This window comes from Citrobacter sp. JUb117 (assembly GCF_024809055.1).
Lineage (GTDB): Bacteria > Pseudomonadota > Gammaproteobacteria > Enterobacterales > Enterobacteriaceae > Citrobacter > Citrobacter gillenii.
Map to the genome: position 1 here is coordinate 141,961 of NZ_JANUFB010000007.1, position 21,174 is coordinate 163,134.

20 protein-coding genes are annotated in these 21,174 nt (G+C 53.6%); 14 read left to right on the top strand and 6 right to left on the bottom strand.

Annotated elements, in window-relative coordinates; genetic code table 11:
• Positions 1 to 380: 380 nt before the first annotated feature.
• The 3 genes from brnQ to malZ all read left to right on the top strand — a co-directional run bounded on the left by brnQ (position 381) and on the right by malZ (position 5,111).
• The gene (brnQ, locus tag M2374_RS17095; RefSeq protein ID WP_181688424.1) at positions 381 to 1,700 is read left to right on the top strand and encodes a branched-chain amino acid transporter carrier protein BrnQ; all 1,320 of its coding nucleotides are present in this window, start codon (positions 381 to 383) and stop codon (positions 1,698 to 1,700) included.
• A gap of 81 nt (positions 1,701 to 1,781) precedes the next feature.
• The gene (gene proY / locus M2374_RS17100) at positions 1,782 to 3,155 is read left to right on the top strand and encodes a proline-specific permease ProY (RefSeq protein WP_115259248.1); all 1,374 of its coding nucleotides are present in this window, start codon (positions 1,782 to 1,784) and stop codon (positions 3,153 to 3,155) included.
• Between the two features lie 138 nt (positions 3,156 to 3,293).
• Positions 3,294 to 5,111 (top strand): maltodextrin glucosidase, encoded by a 1,818-nt coding sequence (gene malZ / locus M2374_RS17105; RefSeq protein WP_181688423.1) that lies wholly within the window; start codon positions 3,294 to 3,296, stop codon positions 5,109 to 5,111.
• Positions 5,112 to 5,157: 46 nt separating this feature from the next.
• Here the strand turns inward: malZ and M2374_RS17110 are convergent, their stop codons facing one another.
• Positions 5,158 to 5,760, bottom strand: coding sequence for a peroxiredoxin (locus M2374_RS17110; protein WP_048212444.1), 603 nt, complete (start codon positions 5,758 to 5,760; stop codon positions 5,158 to 5,160).
• Between the two features lie 167 nt (positions 5,761 to 5,927).
• Positions 5,928 to 6,509 carry an ACP phosphodiesterase gene (gene acpH, locus M2374_RS17115; protein ID WP_096758095.1) on the bottom strand — a complete coding sequence of 194 codons (582 nt, stop codon included), beginning with the start codon at positions 6,507 to 6,509 and terminating at the stop codon, positions 5,928 to 5,930.
• Between the two features lie 93 nt (positions 6,510 to 6,602).
• On the opposite strand from acpH, the gene queA reads away from it, so the two are divergent.
• The 5 genes from queA to secF are packed head-to-tail and all read left to right on the top strand — an operon-like array spanning position 6,603 to position 12,066.
• A complete protein-coding gene (gene queA, locus M2374_RS17120) occupies positions 6,603 to 7,673 on the top strand; it encodes a tRNA preQ1(34) S-adenosylmethionine ribosyltransferase-isomerase QueA (RefSeq protein ID WP_096758094.1) in 1,071 nt (356 codons plus the stop codon).
• A gap of 53 nt (positions 7,674 to 7,726) precedes the next feature.
• Positions 7,727 to 8,854: a tRNA guanosine(34) transglycosylase Tgt gene (gene tgt, locus M2374_RS17125; protein WP_096758093.1), complete on the top strand. Its 1,128-nt coding sequence runs from the start codon at positions 7,727 to 7,729 to the stop codon at positions 8,852 to 8,854.
• Between the two features lie 22 nt (positions 8,855 to 8,876).
• On the top strand, positions 8,877 to 9,209 hold the full coding sequence (gene yajC, locus M2374_RS17130; RefSeq protein ID WP_052283894.1) for a preprotein translocase subunit YajC: 333 nt from the start codon (positions 8,877 to 8,879) through the stop codon (positions 9,207 to 9,209).
• Between the two features lie 27 nt (positions 9,210 to 9,236).
• Positions 9,237 to 11,084 carry a protein translocase subunit SecD gene (gene secD / locus M2374_RS17135; protein WP_096758092.1) on the top strand — a complete coding sequence of 616 codons (1,848 nt, stop codon included), beginning with the start codon at positions 9,237 to 9,239 and terminating at the stop codon, positions 11,082 to 11,084.
• Positions 11,085 to 11,094: 10 nt separating this feature from the next.
• Positions 11,095 to 12,066 (top strand): protein translocase subunit SecF, encoded by a 972-nt coding sequence (secF, locus tag M2374_RS17140; protein WP_096758091.1) that lies wholly within the window; start codon positions 11,095 to 11,097, stop codon positions 12,064 to 12,066.
• Between the two features lie 174 nt (positions 12,067 to 12,240).
• Here secF and M2374_RS17145 read toward each other — a convergent pair whose 3' ends face one another.
• On the bottom strand, positions 12,241 to 13,119 hold the full coding sequence (locus tag M2374_RS17145) for a nucleoside-specific channel-forming protein Tsx (RefSeq protein WP_115259246.1): 879 nt from the start codon (positions 13,117 to 13,119) through the stop codon (positions 12,241 to 12,243).
• Between the two features lie 298 nt (positions 13,120 to 13,417).
• Complete coding sequence (locus M2374_RS17150) at positions 13,418 to 13,957, bottom strand: DUF3251 domain-containing protein (protein WP_181688422.1); 540 nt, start codon at positions 13,955 to 13,957, stop codon at positions 13,418 to 13,420.
• Between the two features lie 154 nt (positions 13,958 to 14,111).
• Here M2374_RS17150 and nrdR point away from each other — a divergent pair, with 154 nt between their 5' ends.
• The 6 genes from nrdR (at position 14,112) to pgpA (ending at position 18,214) form a co-directional block, all read left to right on the top strand.
• The gene (nrdR, locus tag M2374_RS17155) at positions 14,112 to 14,561 is read left to right on the top strand and encodes a transcriptional regulator NrdR (protein ID WP_096758088.1); all 450 of its coding nucleotides are present in this window, start codon (positions 14,112 to 14,114) and stop codon (positions 14,559 to 14,561) included.
• A gap of 3 nt (positions 14,562 to 14,564) precedes the next feature.
• The gene (ribD, locus tag M2374_RS17160) at positions 14,565 to 15,668 is read left to right on the top strand and encodes a bifunctional diaminohydroxyphosphoribosylaminopyrimidine deaminase/5-amino-6-(5-phosphoribosylamino)uracil reductase RibD (protein ID WP_096758087.1); all 1,104 of its coding nucleotides are present in this window, start codon (positions 14,565 to 14,567) and stop codon (positions 15,666 to 15,668) included.
• A gap of 86 nt (positions 15,669 to 15,754) precedes the next feature.
• Positions 15,755 to 16,225 carry a 6,7-dimethyl-8-ribityllumazine synthase gene (ribE, locus tag M2374_RS17165; protein WP_003021575.1) on the top strand — a complete coding sequence of 157 codons (471 nt, stop codon included), beginning with the start codon at positions 15,755 to 15,757 and terminating at the stop codon, positions 16,223 to 16,225.
• A gap of 19 nt (positions 16,226 to 16,244) precedes the next feature.
• Entirely contained in the window at positions 16,245 to 16,664 is a 420-nt protein-coding gene (nusB, locus tag M2374_RS17170) for a transcription antitermination factor NusB (RefSeq protein WP_096758086.1), read from the top strand.
• A 76-nt stretch (positions 16,665 to 16,740) separates the two neighbouring features.
• Entirely contained in the window at positions 16,741 to 17,718 is a 978-nt protein-coding gene (thiL, locus tag M2374_RS17175; protein WP_135912468.1) for a thiamine-phosphate kinase, read from the top strand.
• Positions 17,696 to 18,214, top strand: coding sequence for a phosphatidylglycerophosphatase A (gene pgpA, locus M2374_RS17180; RefSeq protein WP_096758084.1), 519 nt, complete (start codon positions 17,696 to 17,698; stop codon positions 18,212 to 18,214). Before thiL ends, pgpA begins: the two co-directional genes overlap by 23 nt.
• 58 nt (positions 18,215 to 18,272) lie before the next feature.
• Here pgpA and M2374_RS17185 read toward each other — a convergent pair whose 3' ends face one another.
• Both M2374_RS17185 and dxs read right to left on the bottom strand, forming a co-directional pair.
• Positions 18,273 to 19,247: an aldo/keto reductase gene (locus tag M2374_RS17185; RefSeq protein WP_181688421.1), complete on the bottom strand. Its 975-nt coding sequence runs from the start codon at positions 19,245 to 19,247 to the stop codon at positions 18,273 to 18,275.
• A gap of 55 nt (positions 19,248 to 19,302) precedes the next feature.
• Positions 19,303 to 21,165, bottom strand: coding sequence for a 1-deoxy-D-xylulose-5-phosphate synthase (gene dxs / locus M2374_RS17190; RefSeq protein ID WP_115259241.1), 1,863 nt, complete (start codon positions 21,163 to 21,165; stop codon positions 19,303 to 19,305).
• Positions 21,166 to 21,174 lie beyond the last annotated feature (9 nt).

Consider the following 21,174-nt stretch of genomic DNA (forward strand, 5'->3'; position numbering starts at 1 on the left):
AGCGAAAGCTGGCTTTTTTACGCGGGTCAATACAGTCATCCTGAATTTTACGACGTCTGATTGTTTTTTGTTCGCATTATTACCCATACCTTTTTCCAGGAAATGGTGTTTTGTTCTAACTGGATTTTTCATATCGCTATATTGTTCTGGTTTTTAGATCCCACCTTGCTTTAAAACGTTATAAGCGTTTAAATTGCGCACCATGTGCTGTCATACCGACTGCATTTACGCGGTAAATCGAAAAACTATTCTTCGCCGCGCCCAGCTGGGAGAATTTCCCGCTGGAATTGATTAAAAATGCCGCTGTATCGTCCCAAAAGGGAAGGGCAAAAATTTAACCTTTACAACACCACATTCACATCCACAGGCTGTAAGACTTTATGACCCATCAGTTAAAATCGCGCGATATCATCGCACTGGGATTTATGACATTTGCACTGTTTGTAGGTGCAGGTAACATTATTTTCCCCCCAATGGTTGGTTTGCAGGCCGGCGAACACGTCTGGACTGCGGCTTTTGGCTTTCTGATTACCGCTGTTGGCCTGCCGGTGCTCACCGTTGTGGCGCTGGCGAAAGTCGGCGGTGGTGTAGACAGCCTCAGCACTCCGATCGGCAAAGTGGCCGGTTTAGTACTGGCTACCGTCTGTTATCTGGCCGTTGGGCCGTTATTTGCAACGCCGCGTACCGCAACGGTCTCCTTTGAAGTGGGGATTGCCCCGCTGACCGGTGACTCCGCGCTGCCGCTGTTTATCTACAGCGTGGTCTATTTCGCGATTGTCATCCTGGTGTCGCTCTATCCGGGCAAACTGCTGGATACCGTGGGGAATTTCCTCGCGCCGCTGAAAATTCTGGCGCTGGTTGTGCTGTCTGTTGCTGCGATTATCTGGCCTGCCGGTCCGATCAGCAATGCCATGGAAGCCTATCAAACTGCGGCGTTTTCCAACGGCTTCGTGAACGGCTATCTGACGATGGATACGCTGGGGGCGATGGTCTTTGGTATTGTTATCGTGAACGCCGCGCGTTCGCGTGGCGTTACTGAAGCACGTCTACTGACACGTTATACCGTCTGGGCAGGTTTGATGGCTGGTGTCGGCTTAACGCTGCTGTACCTCGCCTTGTTCCGTCTGGGTTCAGACAGCGCGATTCTGGTCGATCAGTCTGCTAACGGCGCGGCAATTCTGCATGCGTATGTTCAGCACACCTTCGGCGGTGCAGGTAGCCTGCTGCTGGCCGCGTTGATTTTCATCGCTTGCCTGGTGACGGCGGTTGGCCTGACTTGTGCGTGTGCTGAGTTCTTTGCGCAGTACATTCCACTGTCTTACCGTACGCTGGTGTTTATCCTTGGCGGCTTCTCGATGGTGGTGTCAAACCTCGGCTTGAGCCACCTGATTCAGATCTCGATTCCGGTCCTGACGGCTATTTATCCGCCCTGTATCGCACTGGTTGTATTAAGCTTTACCCGCTCATGGTGGCATAATTCTTCCCGCGTCATTGCACCTGCGATGTTTATCAGCCTGATTTTTGGTATCCTTGATGGCATTAAAGCTTCTGCAATTGGCGACGTGTTACCGGTCTGGACCCAGCGTTTACCGCTGGCAGAGCAAGGTCTGGCGTGGTTGATGCCAACAGTCGTGATGGTGGTCCTGGCCGTAATTTGGGACCGCGCAGCAGGTCGACAAGTGACCTCCAGCGCACACTAATATCACTGACAATAAGTTTTAACCACGGGGCTATTAATATGGCCCCGTGGTTTTTTTATTGTGTTAACAGGTTAGGAATCGATGGAAAGTAATAACAAGCTAAAGCGTGGGCTGAGCACCCGGCACATCCGCTTTATGGCATTAGGTTCGGCAATTGGTACCGGGCTGTTCTATGGCTCAGCCGATGCCATCAAAATGGCAGGGCCGAGCGTGTTGTTGGCCTATATTATCGGCGGCGCGGCGGCGTACATTATCATGCGCGCGCTGGGCGAAATGTCCGTTCATAACCCGGCAGCCAGCTCGTTTTCGCGCTATGCGCAGGAAAACCTCGGACCGTTGGCAGGCTACATTACCGGCTGGACCTACTGTTTTGAAATCCTGATTGTCGCTATTGCCGACGTGACCGCCTTCGGTATTTATATGGGCGTCTGGTTCCCGGCGGTGCCGCACTGGATTTGGGTTCTGAGCGTAGTGCTGATTATCTGCGCCATCAACCTGATGAGTGTGAAGGTGTTTGGCGAACTGGAGTTCTGGTTCTCATTCTTTAAGGTCGCCACCATCATCATTATGATTGTCGCCGGTTTTGGCATCATCATTTGGGGGATTGGCAACGGTGGGCAACCAACCGGCATCCATAACCTGTGGAGCAACGGTGGGTTCTTCAGTAACGGCTGGTTGGGCATGATTATGTCGCTGCAAATGGTGATGTTTGCCTATGGTGGCATTGAAATCATCGGCATTACTGCCGGTGAAGCGAAGAACCCGCAGGAGTCGATCCCGCGTGCAATTAACTCCGTGCCGATGCGAATCCTCGTGTTTTACGTGGGCACGCTGTTCGTCATTATGTCTATTTACCCATGGAATCAGGTGGGCACCGACGGGAGTCCTTTTGTTCTGACGTTCCAGCATATGGGCATTACCTTTGCGGCAGGTATCCTTAACTTTGTGGTGCTGACCGCCTCGCTGTCGGCGATCAACTCTGATGTCTTTGGCGTGGGCCGTATGCTGCACGGTATGGCGGAGCAGGGAAGTGCACCGAAAATGTTCGCCAAAACCTCGCGTCGCGGCGTGCCGTGGGTGACGGTGATGGTGATGACCATTGCCCTGCTGTTTGCGGTGTATCTCAACTACATCATGCCGGAGAACATCTTCCTGGTGATCGCCTCGTTGGCGACGTTTGCCACGGTGTGGGTATGGATCATGATCCTGCTGTCGCAGATTGCCTTCCGCCGTCGTCTGCCGCCGGAAGAGGTCAAAGCACTGACGTTTAAAGTACCGGGCGGTGTGGTTACGACGGTGATTGGCCTGATTTTCCTGGTCTTTATTATCGGGCTTATTGGCTACCATCCGGATACCCGTATTTCACTGTACGTTGGTTTTGCGTGGATTGCCCTGCTGCTGGTGGGGTGGGTGTTCAAACGCCGCCGTGAGCGTCAACCGGCTGAAGCACAGTAATTTTTTTGCCGGGTAAGGCTTGCGCCTCCCGGCATTTTCTCCTCCCCCGAACTCCTCCCCCAATAAACGTTAAGATGATGAGTGATCCTTAACTTTCCTATGGCAAGGTGACTTCATTTTCATCAAAGGGGATACGTGATGTTGAACGCCTGGCACCTTCCGGTTGCCCCATTTGTTAAGCAAAACAACGATAAACTGACGATTACGCTCTGGCTGTCAGGGGACAATCCACCCCAGCGGGTCACGTTACGCGCAGAAAATGATAACGAAGAGATCTCGCTCGGCATGCATAAGCAACGCAGCCAGCCGCAGCCTGGCGTGACCGCGTGGCGCGCGGCAATCGATCTCTCCTGCGGCCAGCCACGTCGACGCTATAGCTTTAAGCTGCTGTGGCTCGATCGCCAGCTGTGGTTTACCCCGCAAGGGTTCAGCCGATTTCCGCCCGCGCGGCTGGAACAGTTTGCTGTGGATGTGCCAGACAATGGTCCGCAATGGGTGGCCGACCAGGTTTTCTATCAGATTTTCCCGGACCGCTTTGCCCGCAGTCAGTCGCGCGATACAGAACAGGATAACGTCTATTACCACCACGCGGCCGGGCACGATATTGTGCTGCGCGACTGGGATGAACCGCTGAACGCACAGGCCGGAGGCTCGACGTTCTATGGTGGTGATTTGGACGGGATCAGCGAGAAGCTGCCGTACCTGAAAAGCTTAGGGGTAACCGCACTGTATCTGAACCCGGTGTTTACCGCACCAAGCGTGCATAAATACGATACCGAAGATTATCGCCATGTTGACCCCCGGTTTGGTGGCGACAGGGCGCTATTACGCCTGCGGCATAACACGCAGCAACAGGGAATGCGCCTGGTGTTGGACGGCGTATTCAATCACAGTGGCGATTCGCACGCCTGGTTCGACAGGCATCATCAGGGAACAGACGGGGCGTGCCATAACCCGGACTCGCCCTGGCGCGACTGGTACCATTTCTCTGACGACGGCGTCGCATTGGACTGGCTGGGTTACGCCAGCCTGCCGAAGCTGGATTTTGCCTCGGAAAGCCTGGTGAACGAAATTTATCGCGGCGAGGACAGCATTGTCCGTCACTGGTTAAAAGCGCCGTGGAGCATGGACGGCTGGCGGCTTGATGTTGTGCACATGTTGGGAGAAGCCGGTGGAGCGCGCAATAACCTGCAGCATGTGGCCGGGATCACCCAGGCGGCGAAAGAAACGCAGCCAGAAGCCTATGTGGTCGGTGAACACTTTGGCGATGCGCGCCAGTGGCTGCAGGCCGATGCCGAAGATGCCGCCATGAACTACCGTGGTTTTACCTTCCCGCTCTGGGGATTTCTCGCCAACACCGACATCTCTTACGATCCGCAGTCTATTGATGCTCAAACGTGCATGGCGTGGATGGATAACTATCGTGCGGGATTATCGCATCAGCAGCAGTTGCGTATGTTCAACCAGCTCGACAGCCACGATACCGCTCGTTTTAAATCTTTACTGGGCAAAGATGTTGCGCGCCTGCCTCTGGCGGTGGTGTGGCTGTTTACGTGGCCTGGCGTGCCGTGTATTTACTACGGTGATGAAGTGGGGCTGGATGGAAATAACGATCCGTTCTGTCGTAAACCGTTCCCGTGGCAGAAGGATCAACAGGACGGCGAACTGTTGGCGCTGTACCAGCGGTTGGCGAAATTACGTCATCGTAGCAAGGCGCTACGCCACGGCGGCTGCCAGGTGATTTACGCCGAAGATAACGTGGTGGTTTTTGTCCGGGTACTTAACCAGCAGCGCGTACTGGTGGCGATTAACCGGGGACACGCCTGTGAAGTGGTCCTGCCGTCGTCGCCGTTGCTCAATGTCGCGCAGTGGCGACATGAAGAGGGCAAAGGCCAGGTCATGGGTGATGTACTGACGTTGCCTGCAATCTCAGCGTCGGTGTGGTCGGGTCATTGAGATAAAAAAAGGCCCGCATTTGCGGGCCTTGTTCAATTCATGCCAATTACAGGCTGGAGACGTTTTCGGTCAGGTATTTTGCCACGCCGTCCGGAGACGCGTTCATACCTTCTTTACCTTTTTCCCACTGTGCAGGGCAAACGTCACCGTGCTCTTCGTGGAACTGCAGCGCGTCAACCATACGCAGCATTTCGTCGATGTTACGACCCAGCGGCAGATCGTTAACCACCTGGTGGCGAACAACGCCGTTCGCGTCGATCAGGAAAGAACCGCGCAGAGCAACGCCCGCTTCCGGGTGCTCGATGCCGTAAGCTTTCTGGATTTCGCGCTTGATGTCAGCAACCATTGCGTATTTCACTGCACCGATGCCGCCTTTGTCGACAGGGGTGTTACGCCATGCGTTATGGACAAATTCAGAGTCAAAAGAAACGCCAACCACTTCAACGCCGCGCTTCTGGAATTCTTCGTAACGTTTGTCGAACGCGATCAGTTCAGACGGGCAAACGAAGGTGAAGTCCATCGGCCAGAAGAACAGAACGGTGGTTTTACCGTTGGTATGCTGTTTGAAGTTGAAGTTATCAACAATCTCACCGCTACCCAGTACCGCAGCTGCTGTGAAATCCGGAGCCTGACGAGTTACCAGTACCATATAATTCTCCTGCAAAGTTAAGGGTTTTTTGGAACGCAACGCGGGCCAGTATAGAGAGTGTTCGGGAATAAGACAAAGAGGCGCTGACAATCAATGAGACAGGTTTTGGCTATCAATGTTTTGCCGGATGGTGGCGTCACCTTATTCGGCCCAGTGCTGTCGGGCGATCAAAGTGCTTTACGGCGGGCCTGTTCCATCATCTGCGGATAAAAACGCCAGAAGCGTTCTTCCAGCGCGTCGTAATGTCTGTCCAGGTCATACCACGAGTCGCGCAGGGCATCGAGACGCGGGCGGCGGCTGGCCATGCCATTGAGCACATCCTGGATAAAATCCATATCCTGATAGCGCTCCAGCCATTTCTCTGACCACATGTAATTGTTCAGATTGACAAAGCGCGGCGGCGATTCAGGCAAGATTGTGGCAACCTGAGTATGGGCGTAGCGGACAAAGGCTGCTAATGGGAAGTCGGGCGAGATTTCTGCCCAGTGGCGCGATAAAAAGTGATCCCACATCACGTCGAGCGTAATCGGCGCGACGCGGCGCGTTTCGCTGCGAAACCACTCTTTAGCTTCACGGACTTCCGGCAGGTTGTCGGTCATGACGTCGATTCGACGATGCATGAAAATGCCGTCCACCACCTCAGGCGCAAAACTGGATGCCGGGTTTCCGCGAACAAAATCCGCCAGCAGGTTGCCGGAGAGTGAACTGTCGGCTAAATGCGCCAGATGTAAATGTGCAAGAAAATTCATTATCGATTATCTGTCCAAAAGCGGGGTAAAGGTTGCAGGGAAAGCGCCCCGGCACTAGACTACCCGCCTCTTATTTTAGTCTGAGTCAGTGTCATGCGCGTTACCGATTTCACCTTTGAACTTCCTGAATCCCTGATTGCCCACTATCCGCAAGCAGAGCGCAGTAGCTGCCGCTTGCTGTCACTGGATGGGCCAACGGGCGCGCTGACGCACGGTACTTTCACCGATTTGCTCGACAAGCTCAACCCCGGAGATCTTCTGGTCTTTAACAATACCCGCGTGATCCCGGCCCGCCTGTTTGGGCGTAAAGCCAGCGGCGGCAAGATTGAAGTGCTGGTTGAGCGCATGCTCGATGACAAACGTATTCTGGCTCATATTCGCGCATCCAAAGCGCCGAAGCCGGGTGCTGAGCTGTTGCTGGGCGATGATGAAAGCATTAAAGCGACGATGGTTGCGCGCCATGATGCGCTGTTTGAAGTGGCGTTTGACGACGAACGCAGCGTACTGGATATCCTCAACGCCATCGGCCATATGCCGCTGCCGCCGTATATCGACCGCCCGGATGAAGACGCCGACCGTGAACTGTACCAGACCGTATACAGCGAAAAACCTGGCGCCGTGGCGGCACCGACAGCGGGTCTGCACTTTGACGATCCGTTACTGGCAAAACTGCGTGAAAAGGGCATTGAGATGGCGTTTGTGACGCTGCACGTTGGGGCGGGGACGTTCCAGCCGGTGCGCGTAGACACCATTGAAGATCACATCATGCATTCCGAATATGCGGAAGTTCCGCAGGACGTGGTCGACGCGGTACTGGCAGCGAAAGCGCGCGGTAATCGCGTGATCGCGGTAGGGACGACCTCAGTTCGTTCGCTGGAAAGCGCGGCTCAGGCGGCGAAAAATGATCTGATTGAACCGTTCTTCGGGGATACGCAAATCTTTATCTACCCGGGCTATCAGTACAACGTCATCGATGCGCTGGTAACCAACTTCCATCTCCCTGAATCGACATTGATTATGTTGGTTTCGGCGTTTGCAGGTTATAAAAACACCATGAACGCCTATCATGAAGCGGTTAAAGCGGAATATCGCTTTTTTAGTTACGGTGATGCGATGTTTATCACGTACAATCCGCAGGCTATTTCTGAGCGTGTCGGGGAGTAAGTTCCCGGCATGAGTATTTTACGTCGGACTGTTTTTCTGACGCAGGAGTTAAGATGAAATTTGAACTGGATACCACAGACGGTCGCGCTCGCCGCGGACGCCTTGTTTTTGATCGTGGCGTAGTGGAAACGCCTGCTTTTATGCCTGTCGGTACCTACGGTACGGTGAAAGGTATGACGCCGGAAGAAGTTGAAGCGACCGGCGCACAAATTATTCTCGGCAACACGTTCCACCTGTGGCTGCGCCCTGGGCAGGAAATCATGAAGCTGCATGGCGATTTGCATGACTTCATGCAGTGGAAAGGACCGATCCTCACCGATTCCGGCGGTTTCCAGGTATTCAGCCTGGGCGATATCCGTAAGATTACCGAGCAGGGTGTACATTTCCGCAACCCGATCAACGGCGATCCGATTTTCCTCGATCCTGAGAAATCGATGGAGATTCAATACGATCTCGGTTCCGATATCGTGATGATTTTCGACGAATGTACACCGTACCCGGCTGACTGGGACTATGCTAAACGCTCGATGGAGATGTCATTGCGTTGGGCACAGCGTAGCCGTGACCGTTTTGATAGCCTCGGCAACAAAAATGCGCTTTTTGGCATCATTCAGGGCAGCGTTTACGAAGATTTACGTGATATCTCTGTTAAAGGTCTGGTAGATATAGGCTTTGATGGCTACGCTGTCGGCGGTTTGGCTGTGGGTGAACCGAAAGAAGACATGCACCGTATTCTGGAACATGTTTGCCCACAAATTCCGGCAGATAAACCTCGTTACCTGATGGGCGTCGGCAAACCAGAAGATCTGGTTGAAGGCGTGCGTCGTGGTATCGATATGTTTGACTGTGTGATGCCAACGCGAAATGCCCGTAATGGCCATTTGTTTGTGACTGACGGCGTGGTAAAAATCCGTAACGCGAAACATAAAAGCGACACCAGTCCACTCGACGCTGAGTGCGATTGTTACACCTGTCGCAATTATTCACGCGCTTACTTGCATCATCTTGACCGTTGCAACGAAATATTGGGCGCGCGACTCAATACCATTCATAACCTTCGCTACTACCAGCGCTTGATGGCGGGTTTACGCAAGGCTATTGAAGAGGGTAAATTAGAGAGCTTCGTAACCGATTTTTACCAACGTCAGGGTCGACCTGTTCCACCTGTGAACGTTGATTAATTTTAATAATGAGGGAATTTGAATGAGCTTTTTTATTTCTGATGCGGTAGCGGCAACAGGTGCTCCGGCGCAGGGCAGCCCGATGTCTCTGATTCTGATGCTGGTGGTGTTTGGTCTGATTTTCTACTTCATGATCCTGCGTCCACAGCAAAAGCGTACCAAAGAGCATAAAAATCTGATGAGCTCCATTGCCAAAGGTGATGAAGTCCTGACGAACGGTGGCCTGGTCGGTCGTGTGACCAAAGTAGCGGAAACTGGCTACATCTCTATCGCACTGAACGACACCACTGAAGTGGTTATCAAACGTGACTTCGTAGCTGCCGTTCTGCCGAAAGGCACCATGAAGGCGCTGTAATATTCCGTTTTCCCAAAGGGAACTGCCGTGTTAAACCGTTATCCTTTGTGGAAGTACATCATGCTGGTCGTCGTGATTATCGTCGGCCTGCTTTACGCACTTCCCAACCTGTATGGTGAGGATCCGGCTGTTCAAATCACTGGCGTGCGCGGTGCCGCCGCCAGTGAGCAAACGCTGATCCAGGTCCAGAAAACGTTACAAGAAGAAAAAATCACACCTAAGTCTGTGGCTCTGGAAGAGGGCGCTATTCTTGCGCGCTTCGACTCCACCGATACCCAATTGCGCGCACGTGAAGTGCTGCTGGGCGTGCTGGGTGATCAATACGTCGTGGCGCTTAACCTTGCTCCGGCAACCCCTCGCTGGCTGGCTGCTATTCACGCGGAACCGATGAAACTCGGTCTTGATCTGCGTGGTGGCGTTCACTTCCTGATGGAAGTGGATATGGACACCGCGCTGGGTAAACTGCAGGAACAAAATATCGATAGCCTGCGCAGCGATCTGCGTGAAAAAGGCATTCCTTATACTACCGTTCGTAAAGAAGATAACTACGGTCTGAGCATCACCTTCCGTGATGGCAAGGCGCGTGACGACGCGATCTCTTATCTGAGCAAGCGTCATCAGGATCTGGTTATTTCCAGCCAGGGCAGCAATGCGCTGCGTGCAGTGATGACCGATGCACGTCTGAGTGAAGCCCGTGAGTACGCGGTACAGCAGAACATCAATATTCTGCGTAATCGTGTTAACCAACTGGGTGTCGCTGAGCCGGTTGTTCAACGCCAGGGCGCCGACCGCATCGTGGTCGAACTGCCGGGTATTCAGGACACCGCGCGTGCGAAAGAGATTCTGGGCGCAACGGCGACGCTGGAGTTCCGTCTGGTAAACACCAACGTGGACCAGTCTGCGGCGGCATCCGGGCGCGTACCGGGTGACTCGGAAGTGAAACAGTCTCGTGAAGGACAGCCGGTTGTGCTGTATAAACGCGTGATCCTGACCGGTGACCATATCACCGACTCCACTTCCAGCCAGGACGAATACAATCAGCCGCAGGTTAACATCTCGCTGGATAGCGCGGGTGGTAACATCATGTCTAACTTCACCAAGGATAACATCGGTAAGCCGATGGCGACCCTGTTCGTGGAGTATAAAGACAGCGGTAAAAAAGATGCGAATGGCCGTTCAGTGCTGGTGAAACAGGAAGAGGTGATTAACATCGCCAACATCCAGTCTCGCTTGGGCAACAGCTTCCGTATCACCGGTATCAACAACCCGAATGAAGCGCGTCAGCTTTCACTGCTGCTACGTGCCGGTGCGTTGATTGCGCCGATTCAGATTGTTGAAGAACGCACCATCGGCCCGACTCTGGGTATGCAGAACATCAAGCAGGGTCTGGAAGCGTGTCTGGCTGGTCTGGCTGTTTCTATTCTGTTTATGATCTTCTTCTACAAGAAGTTTGGTCTGATTGCGACCAGCGCGCTGATTGCGAACCTGGTACTGATTGTCGGTATCATGTCGCTGCTGCCGGGCGCTACGCTAAGTATGCCGGGTATCGCGGGGATCGTCTTAACCCTTGCCGTAGCGGTCGATGCGAACGTACTGATCAACGAACGTATCAAAGAAGAGTTGAGTAACGGACGTTCGATTCAGCAGGCGATCAACGAAGGTTATGCGGGCGCATTCAGTTCCATCTTCGATGCGAACATCACGACGCTGATTAAAGTTCTGATCCTGTATGCAGTCGGTACCGGGGCAATTAAAGGGTTCGCGATTACTACCGGTATTGGTGTGGCGACGTCGATGTTTACCGCGATCGTCGGGACACGTGCCATCGTAAACCTGTTGTATGGCGGCAAGCGCGTCAAAAAGCTGTCAATCTGAGGAGTGCGAAGTGGCACAGGAATATACTGTTGAACAATTGAACCACGGCCGTAAAGTCATCGACTTTATGCGCTGGGACTACTGGGCTTTCGGCATCTCTGGTTTCCTGCTGATTGCGGCCATCGTGGTGATGGGCGTACGTGGCTTTAACTGGGGGCTCGATTTCACCGGTGGTACGGTAATTGAAATCACGCTGGAAAAACCGGCGGAAATGGACGTGATGCGCGATGCGCTGGAGAAAGCGGGCTTCGTCGAGCCGCTGCTGCAGAACTTCGGTAGCAGCCACGACATTATGGTACGTATGCCGCCAACCGAAGGTGAAAACGGTGGGCAAGTGCTGGGTAGCAAGGTGCTGAGCGTCATTAACGAAGCCACCAACCAGCATGCAGCGGTGAAGCGTATCGAATTCGTCGGGCCTAGCGTCGGTGCCGATCTGGCACAAAACGGTGCGATGGCGCTGATCGTGGCGCTGATCTCCATCCTCGTGTACGTCGGTTTCCGCTTTGAGTGGCGACTGGCGGCGGGCGTGGTTATCTCGCTGGCGCACGACGTGATCATCACGCTTGGGATCCTGTCGTTGTTCCATATCGAGATTGACCTGACTATCGTCGCATCGTTGATGTCGGTTATCGGTTACTCGCTAAACGACAGCATCGTGGTTTCTGACCGTATTCGTGAGAACTTCCGCAAAATCCGTCGCGGGACGCCTTATGAAATCTTTAACGTGTCGTTGACCCAAACGCTGCACCGTACGTTGATTACCTCCGGTACAACGTTAGTGGTTATTCTGATGCTGTACCTCTTTGGTGGTCCGGTACTGGAAGGCTTCTCGCTGACTATGCTTATCGGTGTGTCCATCGGTACCGCGTCGTCTATCTACGTGGCATCGGCACTGGCGCTGAAGCTGGGTATGAAGCGTGAGCACATGCTGCAGCAGAAAGTTGAGAAAGAAGGGGCGGATCAGCCGTCTATTCTGCCTTAACCGACGCAGGGCGTTACACTGGAATCCCGATCGCAAGGTCGGGATTTTTTTGCCTGAAGAAAGCCTACAAATTGTCTATGGGTTTTCTTTAGACAAAAAAACCAGCAATTAAGCTGGCTTTTGTATACCTGGGCCGGATAAGCATAGCGCCATCCGGCGACAACCAACCTCAATTTAGAAGTTGTAACCTACAACAAAGTAACCACCCCAACCGGTAGAACGAACGTTTTCGTTCATAAAGACCACGTCCGCGTTATCTTTCCACTGGCCGCCGTTGTGCCAGTAACGGGCAACAACAGAATAGTGCCAATGATCGTAGTTCAGCGCCAGAATGTGGCTGGAGGCGATCGAATCGTTGGTACGTGCTTTCTTGCCATTTACATCGGTGAAGTCTTTGTCACCGAGATCGGAGCCCCAGTCAAAGTTGGTGAAGCCGATATAGCTCAGGTTACCGCCCCACAGTTCGGTAATCGGGACAAAGTATTTCACTTTGAAACGGTAGCCATCCCATTCGTTTTCGTTCGCGGCACCGTAGTTCTGCCACTGGTACTTGGCGTACACGTTCATGGACAGGCTCATCGGCAGGCCGGTGTCGATATCAGTACCCAGACCCATATACCAGGTGCTCTGGCGACCATCTTTGTTACGACCCATATCGTAGATATAGTTGTTCGCGAAATACCACTCTTTGAACGGACCAAAGCTCAGATCGGCACCGGTCAATTTGTCGATGGAGAAACGTGGTTCGATTTCCATAAACAGCGGGGAGCCGTGGTTCCAGATACCCTTCGCATCGGTGTTACCACCGAAGAATACCGGCGCATCCATGTAACCATAGAAGTCAAACCAGTCTTTTTTAGCGAAAGCTTCATATTCCAGGTAGGTATCGTTACGGATCTGCGGTCCGAAACGGGTGTGGTAGCTGCCGACAACATTAACGCTCTGGTGCCACCAGTCGGACAGGTATTCCGGTTTGTTGTTTTCTGCTGCATTAGCAGTGAAAGACGAGGAGAGCGCCAGCACTGCACCGGCTGCAAGTAATGTTTTTTTCATATGTATGCCACTGTTTGAAATCCCTTTCGGGAGTGAAAAAGGCGCAATTTGCGTTTCTAAATATTTCGTAATTCTTCGGAGCCTATTATAAAAATCATTGTTCACAAAAATATGTCTTGTTTCACAGTTCTATCATTTACGTAATCGATTGCGTTCACGTTTGCGTACTTTAGGCGGCGAATTGTACTGACTCCCATGAATGTTGCCAAGTTTTACTAAAAATATCGGTGATGTCAGCGGAGTAACAAAATGACGGGGATGGGTGTTGCGGAACGCACAAAACGCTCCGCAAAAAAGTTTATTGGGTCACAGGCTGGATGTCATGGATGCGTACAAAGCCAAGTTGGTCAAGCGACAGGCCATTGAGCTGTAGCGGAATGTCTACGTCACTGGGGGCAAGAAGGCTTGCCGGAGCGTTGATCAATTCATTCTTAACGTTCACTTCCTGATAGTTGTCCGTGGTGCCCTGGATTTGCCCGTACTCTACGGTGGCGCTAAATGCCGGTAACGGTGTGTTGGATTCTCCCTGAATGCGCAGCGTCAGGCGCGTACCGTCCGCATTCGGTGCAATATTGACCAGTGACATGCGGAGCGTACCAATCTGGCTGTTCAGGCGGGCGGGGGTTTTCGAACCCGGTAATAAATAGACGCCGCGGGTGGATTTCGCATTCAACATATTTTGTTGCGTTATTTTTACCGTTTCCTGATTGAGCTGGATCATCTCTTTGCTCAAGGTACTTACGCTTTGATGCATCTGTCGTACTTCGGCTTGCTGTGCGCAGGCATTAAGACTAAAGAGGCTTCCCACCAGGAGAATTCTTAGGTAACGTCTTGTCATTATGATTACTTCCTACATTGTCGCGATAGCATAATGGTAGTGTGCTCAGAGCACGAAGGCATCGATCCTTTGTCTCAAAAGCGCTCTGCCTTTGTTGTCGCGCCAGTTCAGGGTAAAATAGATCTCTATGAACCACTGAGGTACAGGACGCCGTATGCATTGCCCATTCTGTTTCGCCGTAGACACAAAGGTAATTGACTCTCGTCTTGTCGGCGAGGGCTCTTCAGTACGCCGCCGTCGGCAGTGTCTGGTCTGTAACGAACGTTTTACCACTTTTGAAGTGGCAGAACTGGTTATGCCACGCGTTGTAAAAAGCAACGACGTGCGCGAGCCTTTTAATGAAGAGAAGCTGCGCAGCGGCATGCTGAGAGCGCTTGAGAAACGGCCGGTCAGCGCAGATGACGTCGAAATGGCGTTAAACCATATAAAATCACAGCTGCGTGGGACGGGCGAGCGCGAGGTGCCGAGTAAAATGATCGGTAATCTGGTGATGGAGCAACTGAAAAAGCTCGATAAAGTGGCCTACATCCGTTTTGCTTCGGTTTACCGGAGCTTTGAAGATATCAAAGAATTTGGCGAAGAGATTGCTCGCCTACAGGATTAAGCCATGCAGGATGAGTTGTACATGGCGCGAGCGCTGAAGCTGGCCGCGCGTGGACGTTTCACGACCCACCCTAATCCCAACGTGGGCTGTGTCATTGTTAAAGACGGGGAAATCGTCGGTGAAGGATACCATCACCGCGCGGGCGAACCCCATGCCGAGGTCCATGCGCTGCGTATGGCCGGTGTTAAAGCGCAGGGGGCAACCGCCTACGTCACGCTCGAACCGTGCAGTCATCACGGGCGTACGCCGCCGTGCTGCGATGCGCTGATTGCTGCGGGCGTGACGCGTGTTGTTGCTGCGATGCAAGATCCTAACCCGCAGGTGGCGGGGCGTGGACTTTACCGCTTGCAGCAGGCCGGTATTGATGTCAGCCACGGCATGATGATGAACGACGTCGAACAGCTGAATAAAGGTTTTCTCAAGCGGATGCGCACCGGATTTCCGTATGTTCAGCTTAAGCTCGGCGCATCGCTTGACGGCCGTACGGCGATGGCCAGCGGCGAAAGCCAGTGGATAACCTCACCACAGGCACGTCGCGACGTGCAGCGCCTGCGTGCGCAAAGCCATGCTATTTTAACCAGCAGCGCCACGGTGCTGGCTGACGACCCCCAGCTTACCGTCCGTTGGTCGGAGCTTGATGAATCGACCCAGGCGCTGTATCCGCAGGAAAACCTGCGTCAGCCAATCCGCATTGTTCTCGATCGTCAAAACCAGGTCACACCTGAACATCGTATTGTGCAGCAGCCGGGAGAAACCTGGATTGCGCGCAGCAGCGACGATTCGCGTATCTGGCCGGAGAGTGTTCGCACGCTGAATGTGCCGGAGCATAACGGCAATCTGGATCTGGTGGTGTTGATGATGCAACTGGGCAAGCAGCAAATTAACAGCATTTGGGTTGAGGCTGGCCCAACGCTTGCAGGCGCATTATTGCAGGCCGGGGTGGTGGATGAGCTAATCGTCTATGTTGCGCCTAAACTGTTAGGCAGTGACGCGCGAGGATTATGTGTGCTGCCAGGCCTTGAGAAACTGGCCGATGCCCCCCATTTCAAATTCAACGAGATACGCCATGTAGGTCCGGACGTTTGCCTGCATTTAGTGAGCGCATGATCTCCCGGTTCGAAAGGGAAGCAGCGCACAGATTATTATGATAAAATCCGCCCCCCTGCGGGGTCTAGTGAATCCGAAGGAAGAATATGAACATTATTGAAGCTAACGTTGCTACTCCGGACGCTCGCGTCGCCATCACCATTGCGCGTTTCAACAACTTTATCAATGACAGCCTGCTGGAAGGTGCTATCGACGCCCTGAAGCGTATTGGCCAGGTTAAAGATGAAAACATTACCGTCGTTTGGGTTCCAGGCGCGTATGAGCTGCCGCTGGCAGCTGATGCACTGGCGAAAACCGGTAAATATGACGCGGTGATTGCGCTGGGTACAGTTATCCGTGGCGGTACCGCACACTTCGAATATGTGGCTGGCGGTGCAAGCAATGGCCTGGCGCACGTCGCTCAGGACAGCGGTATTCCGGTAGCCTTCGGTGTTCTGACCACCGAAAGTATTGAACAAGCCATCGAACGTGCTGGCACGAAAGCCGGTAATAAAGGCGCAGAAGCTGCACTGACCGCGCTTGAAATGATTAATGTATTGAAAGCCATTAAGGCCTGATTTTTGTAAGGGGAAATCCGTGAAACCTGCTGCTCGTCGCCGCGCCCGTGAGTGTGCCGTCCAGGCGCTCTACTCCTGGCAGTTGTCCCAGAACGACATCTCTGATGTTGAATACCAGTTCCTGGCGGAACAGGACGTGAAAGATGTCGACGTCCTGTATTTTCGTGAACTGCTGTCCGGGGTGGCGACTAACAGCGCGTACCTGGATGGCCTGATGAAGCCTTACCTGTCTCGTCTGCTGGAAGAGCTGGGTCAGGTAGAGAAAGCCGTACTGCGTATTGCACTGTTTGAACTGTCTAAACGTAGTGATGTGCCGTATAAAGTGGCCATCAACGAAGCGATTGAACTGGCGAAAACCTTCGGTGCCGAAGATAGCCACAAGTTCGTCAACGGCGTACTGGATAAAGCAGCACCTGCGATTCGCCCCAACAAAAAGTGATCGCCAGGCCGGCAGGATGGTGGAATCTATTTCCGCTGTCGCCGGCCTTTTCTTTTTTCCTGCTGAGGCATAACGTATGGCATGTGGCGAATTCTCCCTGATTGCCCGTTATTTTGACCGTGTTAGAAGCTCTCGTCTTGACGTCGAAACCGGCATTGGTGACGATTGTGCACTCCTGAACATCCCTGAAAAACAAACGCTGGCGATCAGCACCGACACGCTGGTGGCAGGCAATCACTTCCTTCCCGATATTGATCCAACGGACCTGGCCTGGAAAGCGCTGGCGGTTAATTTAAGCGATCTGGCGGCGATGGGAGCTGACCCGGCATGGCTGACGCTGGCGCTCACGTTACCTGACGTTGATGAATCCTGGCTCGAAGCCTTCAGTGACAGCCTGTTTGAACTCCTTAATTACTATGATATGCAGCTGATTGGCGGTGATACCACGCGTGGGCCACTGTCGATGACGTTGGGTATCCATGGCTACGTCCCGGTCGGGCGAGCCTTAAAACGCTCGGGTGCGAAGCCAGGTGACTGGATTTACGTTACCGGTACGCCGGGCGACAGCGCTGCCGGTTTGGCTATTCTGCAAAACCGATTGCAGGTAACAGATGCCAAGGACGCGGAGTACCTGCTTAAACGTCACCTGCGCCCCACGCCGAGAATTTTACAGGGGCAGGCCCTGCGCGACCTGGCCAGTGCGGCTATCGATCTTTCCGACGGTCTGATTTCCGATCTCGGACATATCGTTAATGCCAGCGGTTGCGGCGTGCGCGTTAATGTCGATGCGTTACCGTATTCCACGGCATTATCTCAGCACGTTGAGCCGGAGCAGGCGCTGCGCTGGGCGCTCTCAGGTGGTGAAGATTATGAGTTATGCTTTACCGTACCGGAAATAAACCGTGGTGCACTGGACGTCGCGCTGGGCCATCTTGGCGTATCATTTACCTGCATTGGGCAGATGAGTGCGGACGTGGAAGGGATGCACTTTACGCGTGACGGTAAGCCTGTCACGTTTGACTGGAAAGGATATGACCATTTTGCTGCGCCTTAAAAAAGATGTCGCAAAAAGCCGTTTGAGTATGCGTAATCCGTGGCACCTGTTGGCCACCGGATTCGGCAGCGGATTAAGTCCAATTATACCCGGTACCATGGGATCGCTGGCGGCGATCCCATTTTGGTATTTGATGACGTTTCTGCCGTGGCAGCTGTATTCACTGGTCGTCATGCTGGCTATTTGTATCGGTGTCTATCTGTGCCATCAAACGGCGAAAGATATGGGTGTACACGATCACGGTAGTATCGTCTGGGATGAGTTTGTCGGGATGTGGATAACCCTGATGGCTCTGCCGACACTCGACTGGCAGTGGGTCGCCGCCGGATTTGTGATTTTCCGCATTCTGGATATGTGGAAGCCCTGGCCGATCCGCTGGTTCGATCGTAACGTGCATGGCGGTACGGGGATTATGATCGACGATATTGTGGCGGGGATACTTTCCGCAGGGATCCTCTATTTTATCGGGCATCACTGGCCGCTTGGCATTATTTAACCCTTACCAGGGTTATGTTGTAGGCCCGATAAGCACAGCGCCATCGGGCAATACCAGATTATTTAAATCCCACCACCGGATGCTGTTTGTACGGCATTTCCAGTTCGGCAATCTGTTCCGGTTTTAGCGTTAAATCGACCGCGTTGAGCAACTCATCCAGCTGTTCTTCGCGCGAGGCGCCAATTATGGGCGCAGCGACGCCCGGTTTGCTCAGCAGCCACGCCAGCGCTACCTGCGCGCGCGAAGCGCCGATTTCCTCACTCACCCCGGTTAACCGTTCCGCTATTCTCGCGTCGTTTTCATCACTCTCGCGGTACAGATTTTTTCCGACTTCATCCGACACGACACGCGCGGTCGTTTCTCCCCAGGGGCGCGTCAGACGTCCCCGTGCCAGTGGGCTCCACGGGATCACCGCCACGCCTTCCTGGTAGCACAGCGGCAGCATGTCGCGTTCTTCTTCACGGTAGATAAGGTTGTAGTGATCCTGCATGCTGACAAATTGCGCCCAGCCGTGTTGTTTCTGCAAGGCCAGCGCCTGCGCAAACTGGGAGGCGTGCATCGAAGAGGCGCCGATATAGCGTGCTTTGCCGGACTTCACCACGTCGTTGAGCGCTTCCAGGGTTTCTTCGATAGGCGTGTTGTAATCCCAGCGGTGAATTTGCAGGATATCGACATAGTCCATGCCAAGGCGAGTCAGGCTGTCGTCGATAGAACGCAGGATTTGCGCCCGGGATAACCCTTCCGCTAAATCATCCACCAGGTGAAATACTTTTGTGGCGACCACCACCTCGTCGCGGTGGGCGAAGTCACGCAGGGCGCGACCGACAATTTCTTCGCTGCTGCCAGCGGAGTAACTATTGGCAGTATCAAAAAAGTTAATACCGCCTTCAAGAGCATATTTGATAATTGGGCGACTGCTTTCTTCCGGCAGCGTCCAGGCGTGGTTGCCGCGATTGGGTTCGCCAAACGTCATGCAGCCCAGACAAAGGCGAGAAACCCGAAGGTCAGTTTTTCCTAAGAGGTTGTATTGCATATTCCGCTCCTGCTTAGCGTGTTAATCATTAAGCATAGCAGGAGCGGGGAGGGGATTATGCCAGCCAGGCCTTGATTTTGGCCTCAATGCCGGCGGCATCAAGACCGAGATCGGCGCGCGCTTCGTCCTGTGTCCCCTGTGGGATGAAGAAGTCAGGCAGACCAATGTTAAGCACCGGAACCGGCTTACGATGCGCCATCAGCACTTCGTTTACACCGCTGCCCGCGCCGCCCATAATGGCGTTTTCTTCCAGCGTAACCAGCACCTCGTGACGGGCCGCCATCTCCAGAATCAACGTTTCGTCCAGTGGTTTGACAAAGCGCATATCGACCAACGTGGCGTTCAGCGATTCCGCAACCTGAGCGGCTTCTGGCATCAGGGTGCCGAAGTTAAGGATTGCCACTTTTGTCCCGTGACGCTTCACGATGCCTTTACCAATAGGTAATTTTTCCAGCGGGGTCAGCTCAACACCAACCGCATTACCGCGCGGGTAGCGCACCACGGCCGGGCCGTTAGTGTAGTGATAACCGGTAAACAGCATCTGGCGGCATTCGTTTTCATCGCTCGGGGTCATAATGACCATCTCCGGGATGCAGCGCAGGAAAGAAAGATCGAACGCGCCCTGGTGGGTTTGTCCATCTGCGCCCACGATCCCCGCGCGATCCACGGCGAACAGGACCGGCAGTTTCTGAATGGCGACATCATGCAGCACCTGATCGTAGGCGCGTTGCAGGAAGGTGGAATAAATCGCGACCACCGGCTTATAGCCGCCAATTGCCAGTCCGGCAGCAAAGGTGACCGCGTGCTGCTCGGCAATCGCCACGTCGAAGTAGCGGTCCGGGAATTTACGTGAAAACTCCACCATACCGGAGCCTTCGCGCATGGCCGGGGTAATCGCCATCAGCTTGTTGTCTTTGGCCGCCGTTTCGCACAGCCAGTCGCCGAAGATTTTGGAGTAGCTCGGCAGGCCGCCGCTGCTTTTCGGCAGACATCCGCTGGACGGATCGAATTTGGGTACCGCATGGAACGTGATTGGGTCTTTTTCTGCAGGTTCATAACCACGACCTTTTTTGGTCATGATGTGCAGGAACTGCGGGCCTTTAAGGTCGCGCATGTTCTTCAGCGTGGTGATCAGTCCCAGCACGTCGTGACCGTCTACCGGGCCGATGTAGTTAAAGCCCAATTCTTCAAACAGCGTACCCGGCACCACCATGCCTTTAATGTGTTCTTCGGTACGTTTAAGCAGCTCTTTTATCGGCGGCACGCCGGAGAAGACTTTCTTCCCGCCTTCACGCAATGAGGAATACAGTTTGCCGGAGAGCAGTTGTGCCAGGTGGTTGTTTAGCGCGCCGACGTTTTCTGAAATCGACATTTCGTTGTCGTTCAGGATAACCAGCATGTCGGGCTTAATATCGCCCGCGTGGTTCATGGCTTCAAACGCCATGCCGGCAGTGATGGCACCGTCGCCAATCACGCAAACGGTACGGCGTTCTTTGCCTTCTTTCTCGGCGGCAACCGCAATGCCAATACCGGCGCTGATGGAGGTGGAGGAGTGTCCGACGCTTAAAACGTCATACTCGCTCTCGCCACGCCAGGGGAACGGATGCAGGCCACCTTTTTGGCGGATGGTGCCGATTTTATCGCGGCGCCCCGTCAGAATTTTGTGCGGGTACGCCTGATGTCCCACATCCCAGATTAACTGGTCAAACGGGGTGTTGTAGACGTAGTGCAGCGCGACGGTCAGCTCCACCGTGCCCAGACCGGAGGCAAAATGCCCGCTGGAACGGCTCACGCTGTCGAGCAAATAGCGGCGCAGTTCGTCGCAAAGCTTGGGCAGGCTCTCTTTTGGCAGCAGGCGTAACTCCTGGGTGGAGTCGACCAGCGCCAGGGTCGGGTATTTGGCTATATCAAAACTCATCGCAAGCTC

Excerpts from the sequence above, each read along its gene's own strand:
- M2374_RS17145 (WP_115259246.1), bottom strand. The coding sequence starts at position 13,119 with ATGAAAAAAACATTACTTGCAGCCGGTGCAGTGCTGGCGCTCTCCTCG.
- dxs (WP_115259241.1), bottom strand. The coding sequence starts at position 21,165 with ATGAGTTTTGATATAGCCAAATACCCGACCCTGGCGCTGGTCGACTCC.
- ribD (WP_096758087.1), top strand. The coding sequence starts at position 14,565 with ATGCAGGATGAGTTGTACATGGCGCGAGCGCTGAAGCTGGCCGCGCGT.
- nrdR (WP_096758088.1), top strand. The coding sequence starts at position 14,112 with ATGCATTGCCCATTCTGTTTCGCCGTAGACACAAAGGTAATTGACTCT.
- malZ (WP_181688423.1), top strand. The coding sequence starts at position 3,294 with ATGTTGAACGCCTGGCACCTTCCGGTTGCCCCATTTGTTAAGCAAAAC.
- ribE (WP_003021575.1), top strand. The coding sequence starts at position 15,755 with ATGAACATTATTGAAGCTAACGTTGCTACTCCGGACGCTCGCGTCGCC.
- brnQ (WP_181688424.1), top strand. The coding sequence starts at position 381 with ATGACCCATCAGTTAAAATCGCGCGATATCATCGCACTGGGATTTATG.
- M2374_RS17110 (WP_048212444.1), bottom strand. The coding sequence starts at position 5,760 with ATGGTACTGGTAACTCGTCAGGCTCCGGATTTCACAGCAGCTGCGGTA.
- M2374_RS17185 (WP_181688421.1), bottom strand. The coding sequence starts at position 19,247 with ATGCAATACAACCTCTTAGGAAAAACTGACCTTCGGGTTTCTCGCCTT.
- thiL (WP_135912468.1), top strand. The coding sequence starts at position 16,741 with ATGGCATGTGGCGAATTCTCCCTGATTGCCCGTTATTTTGACCGTGTT.
- proY (WP_115259248.1), top strand. The coding sequence starts at position 1,782 with ATGGAAAGTAATAACAAGCTAAAGCGTGGGCTGAGCACCCGGCACATC.
- acpH (WP_096758095.1), bottom strand. The coding sequence starts at position 6,509 with ATGAATTTTCTTGCACATTTACATCTGGCGCATTTAGCCGACAGTTCA.
- M2374_RS17150 (WP_181688422.1), bottom strand. The coding sequence starts at position 13,957 with ATGACAAGACGTTACCTAAGAATTCTCCTGGTGGGAAGCCTCTTTAGT.
- queA (WP_096758094.1), top strand. The coding sequence starts at position 6,603 with ATGCGCGTTACCGATTTCACCTTTGAACTTCCTGAATCCCTGATTGCC.
- tgt (WP_096758093.1), top strand. The coding sequence starts at position 7,727 with ATGAAATTTGAACTGGATACCACAGACGGTCGCGCTCGCCGCGGACGC.
- pgpA (WP_096758084.1), top strand. The coding sequence starts at position 17,696 with ATGACCATTTTGCTGCGCCTTAAAAAAGATGTCGCAAAAAGCCGTTTG.
- yajC (WP_052283894.1), top strand. The coding sequence starts at position 8,877 with ATGAGCTTTTTTATTTCTGATGCGGTAGCGGCAACAGGTGCTCCGGCG.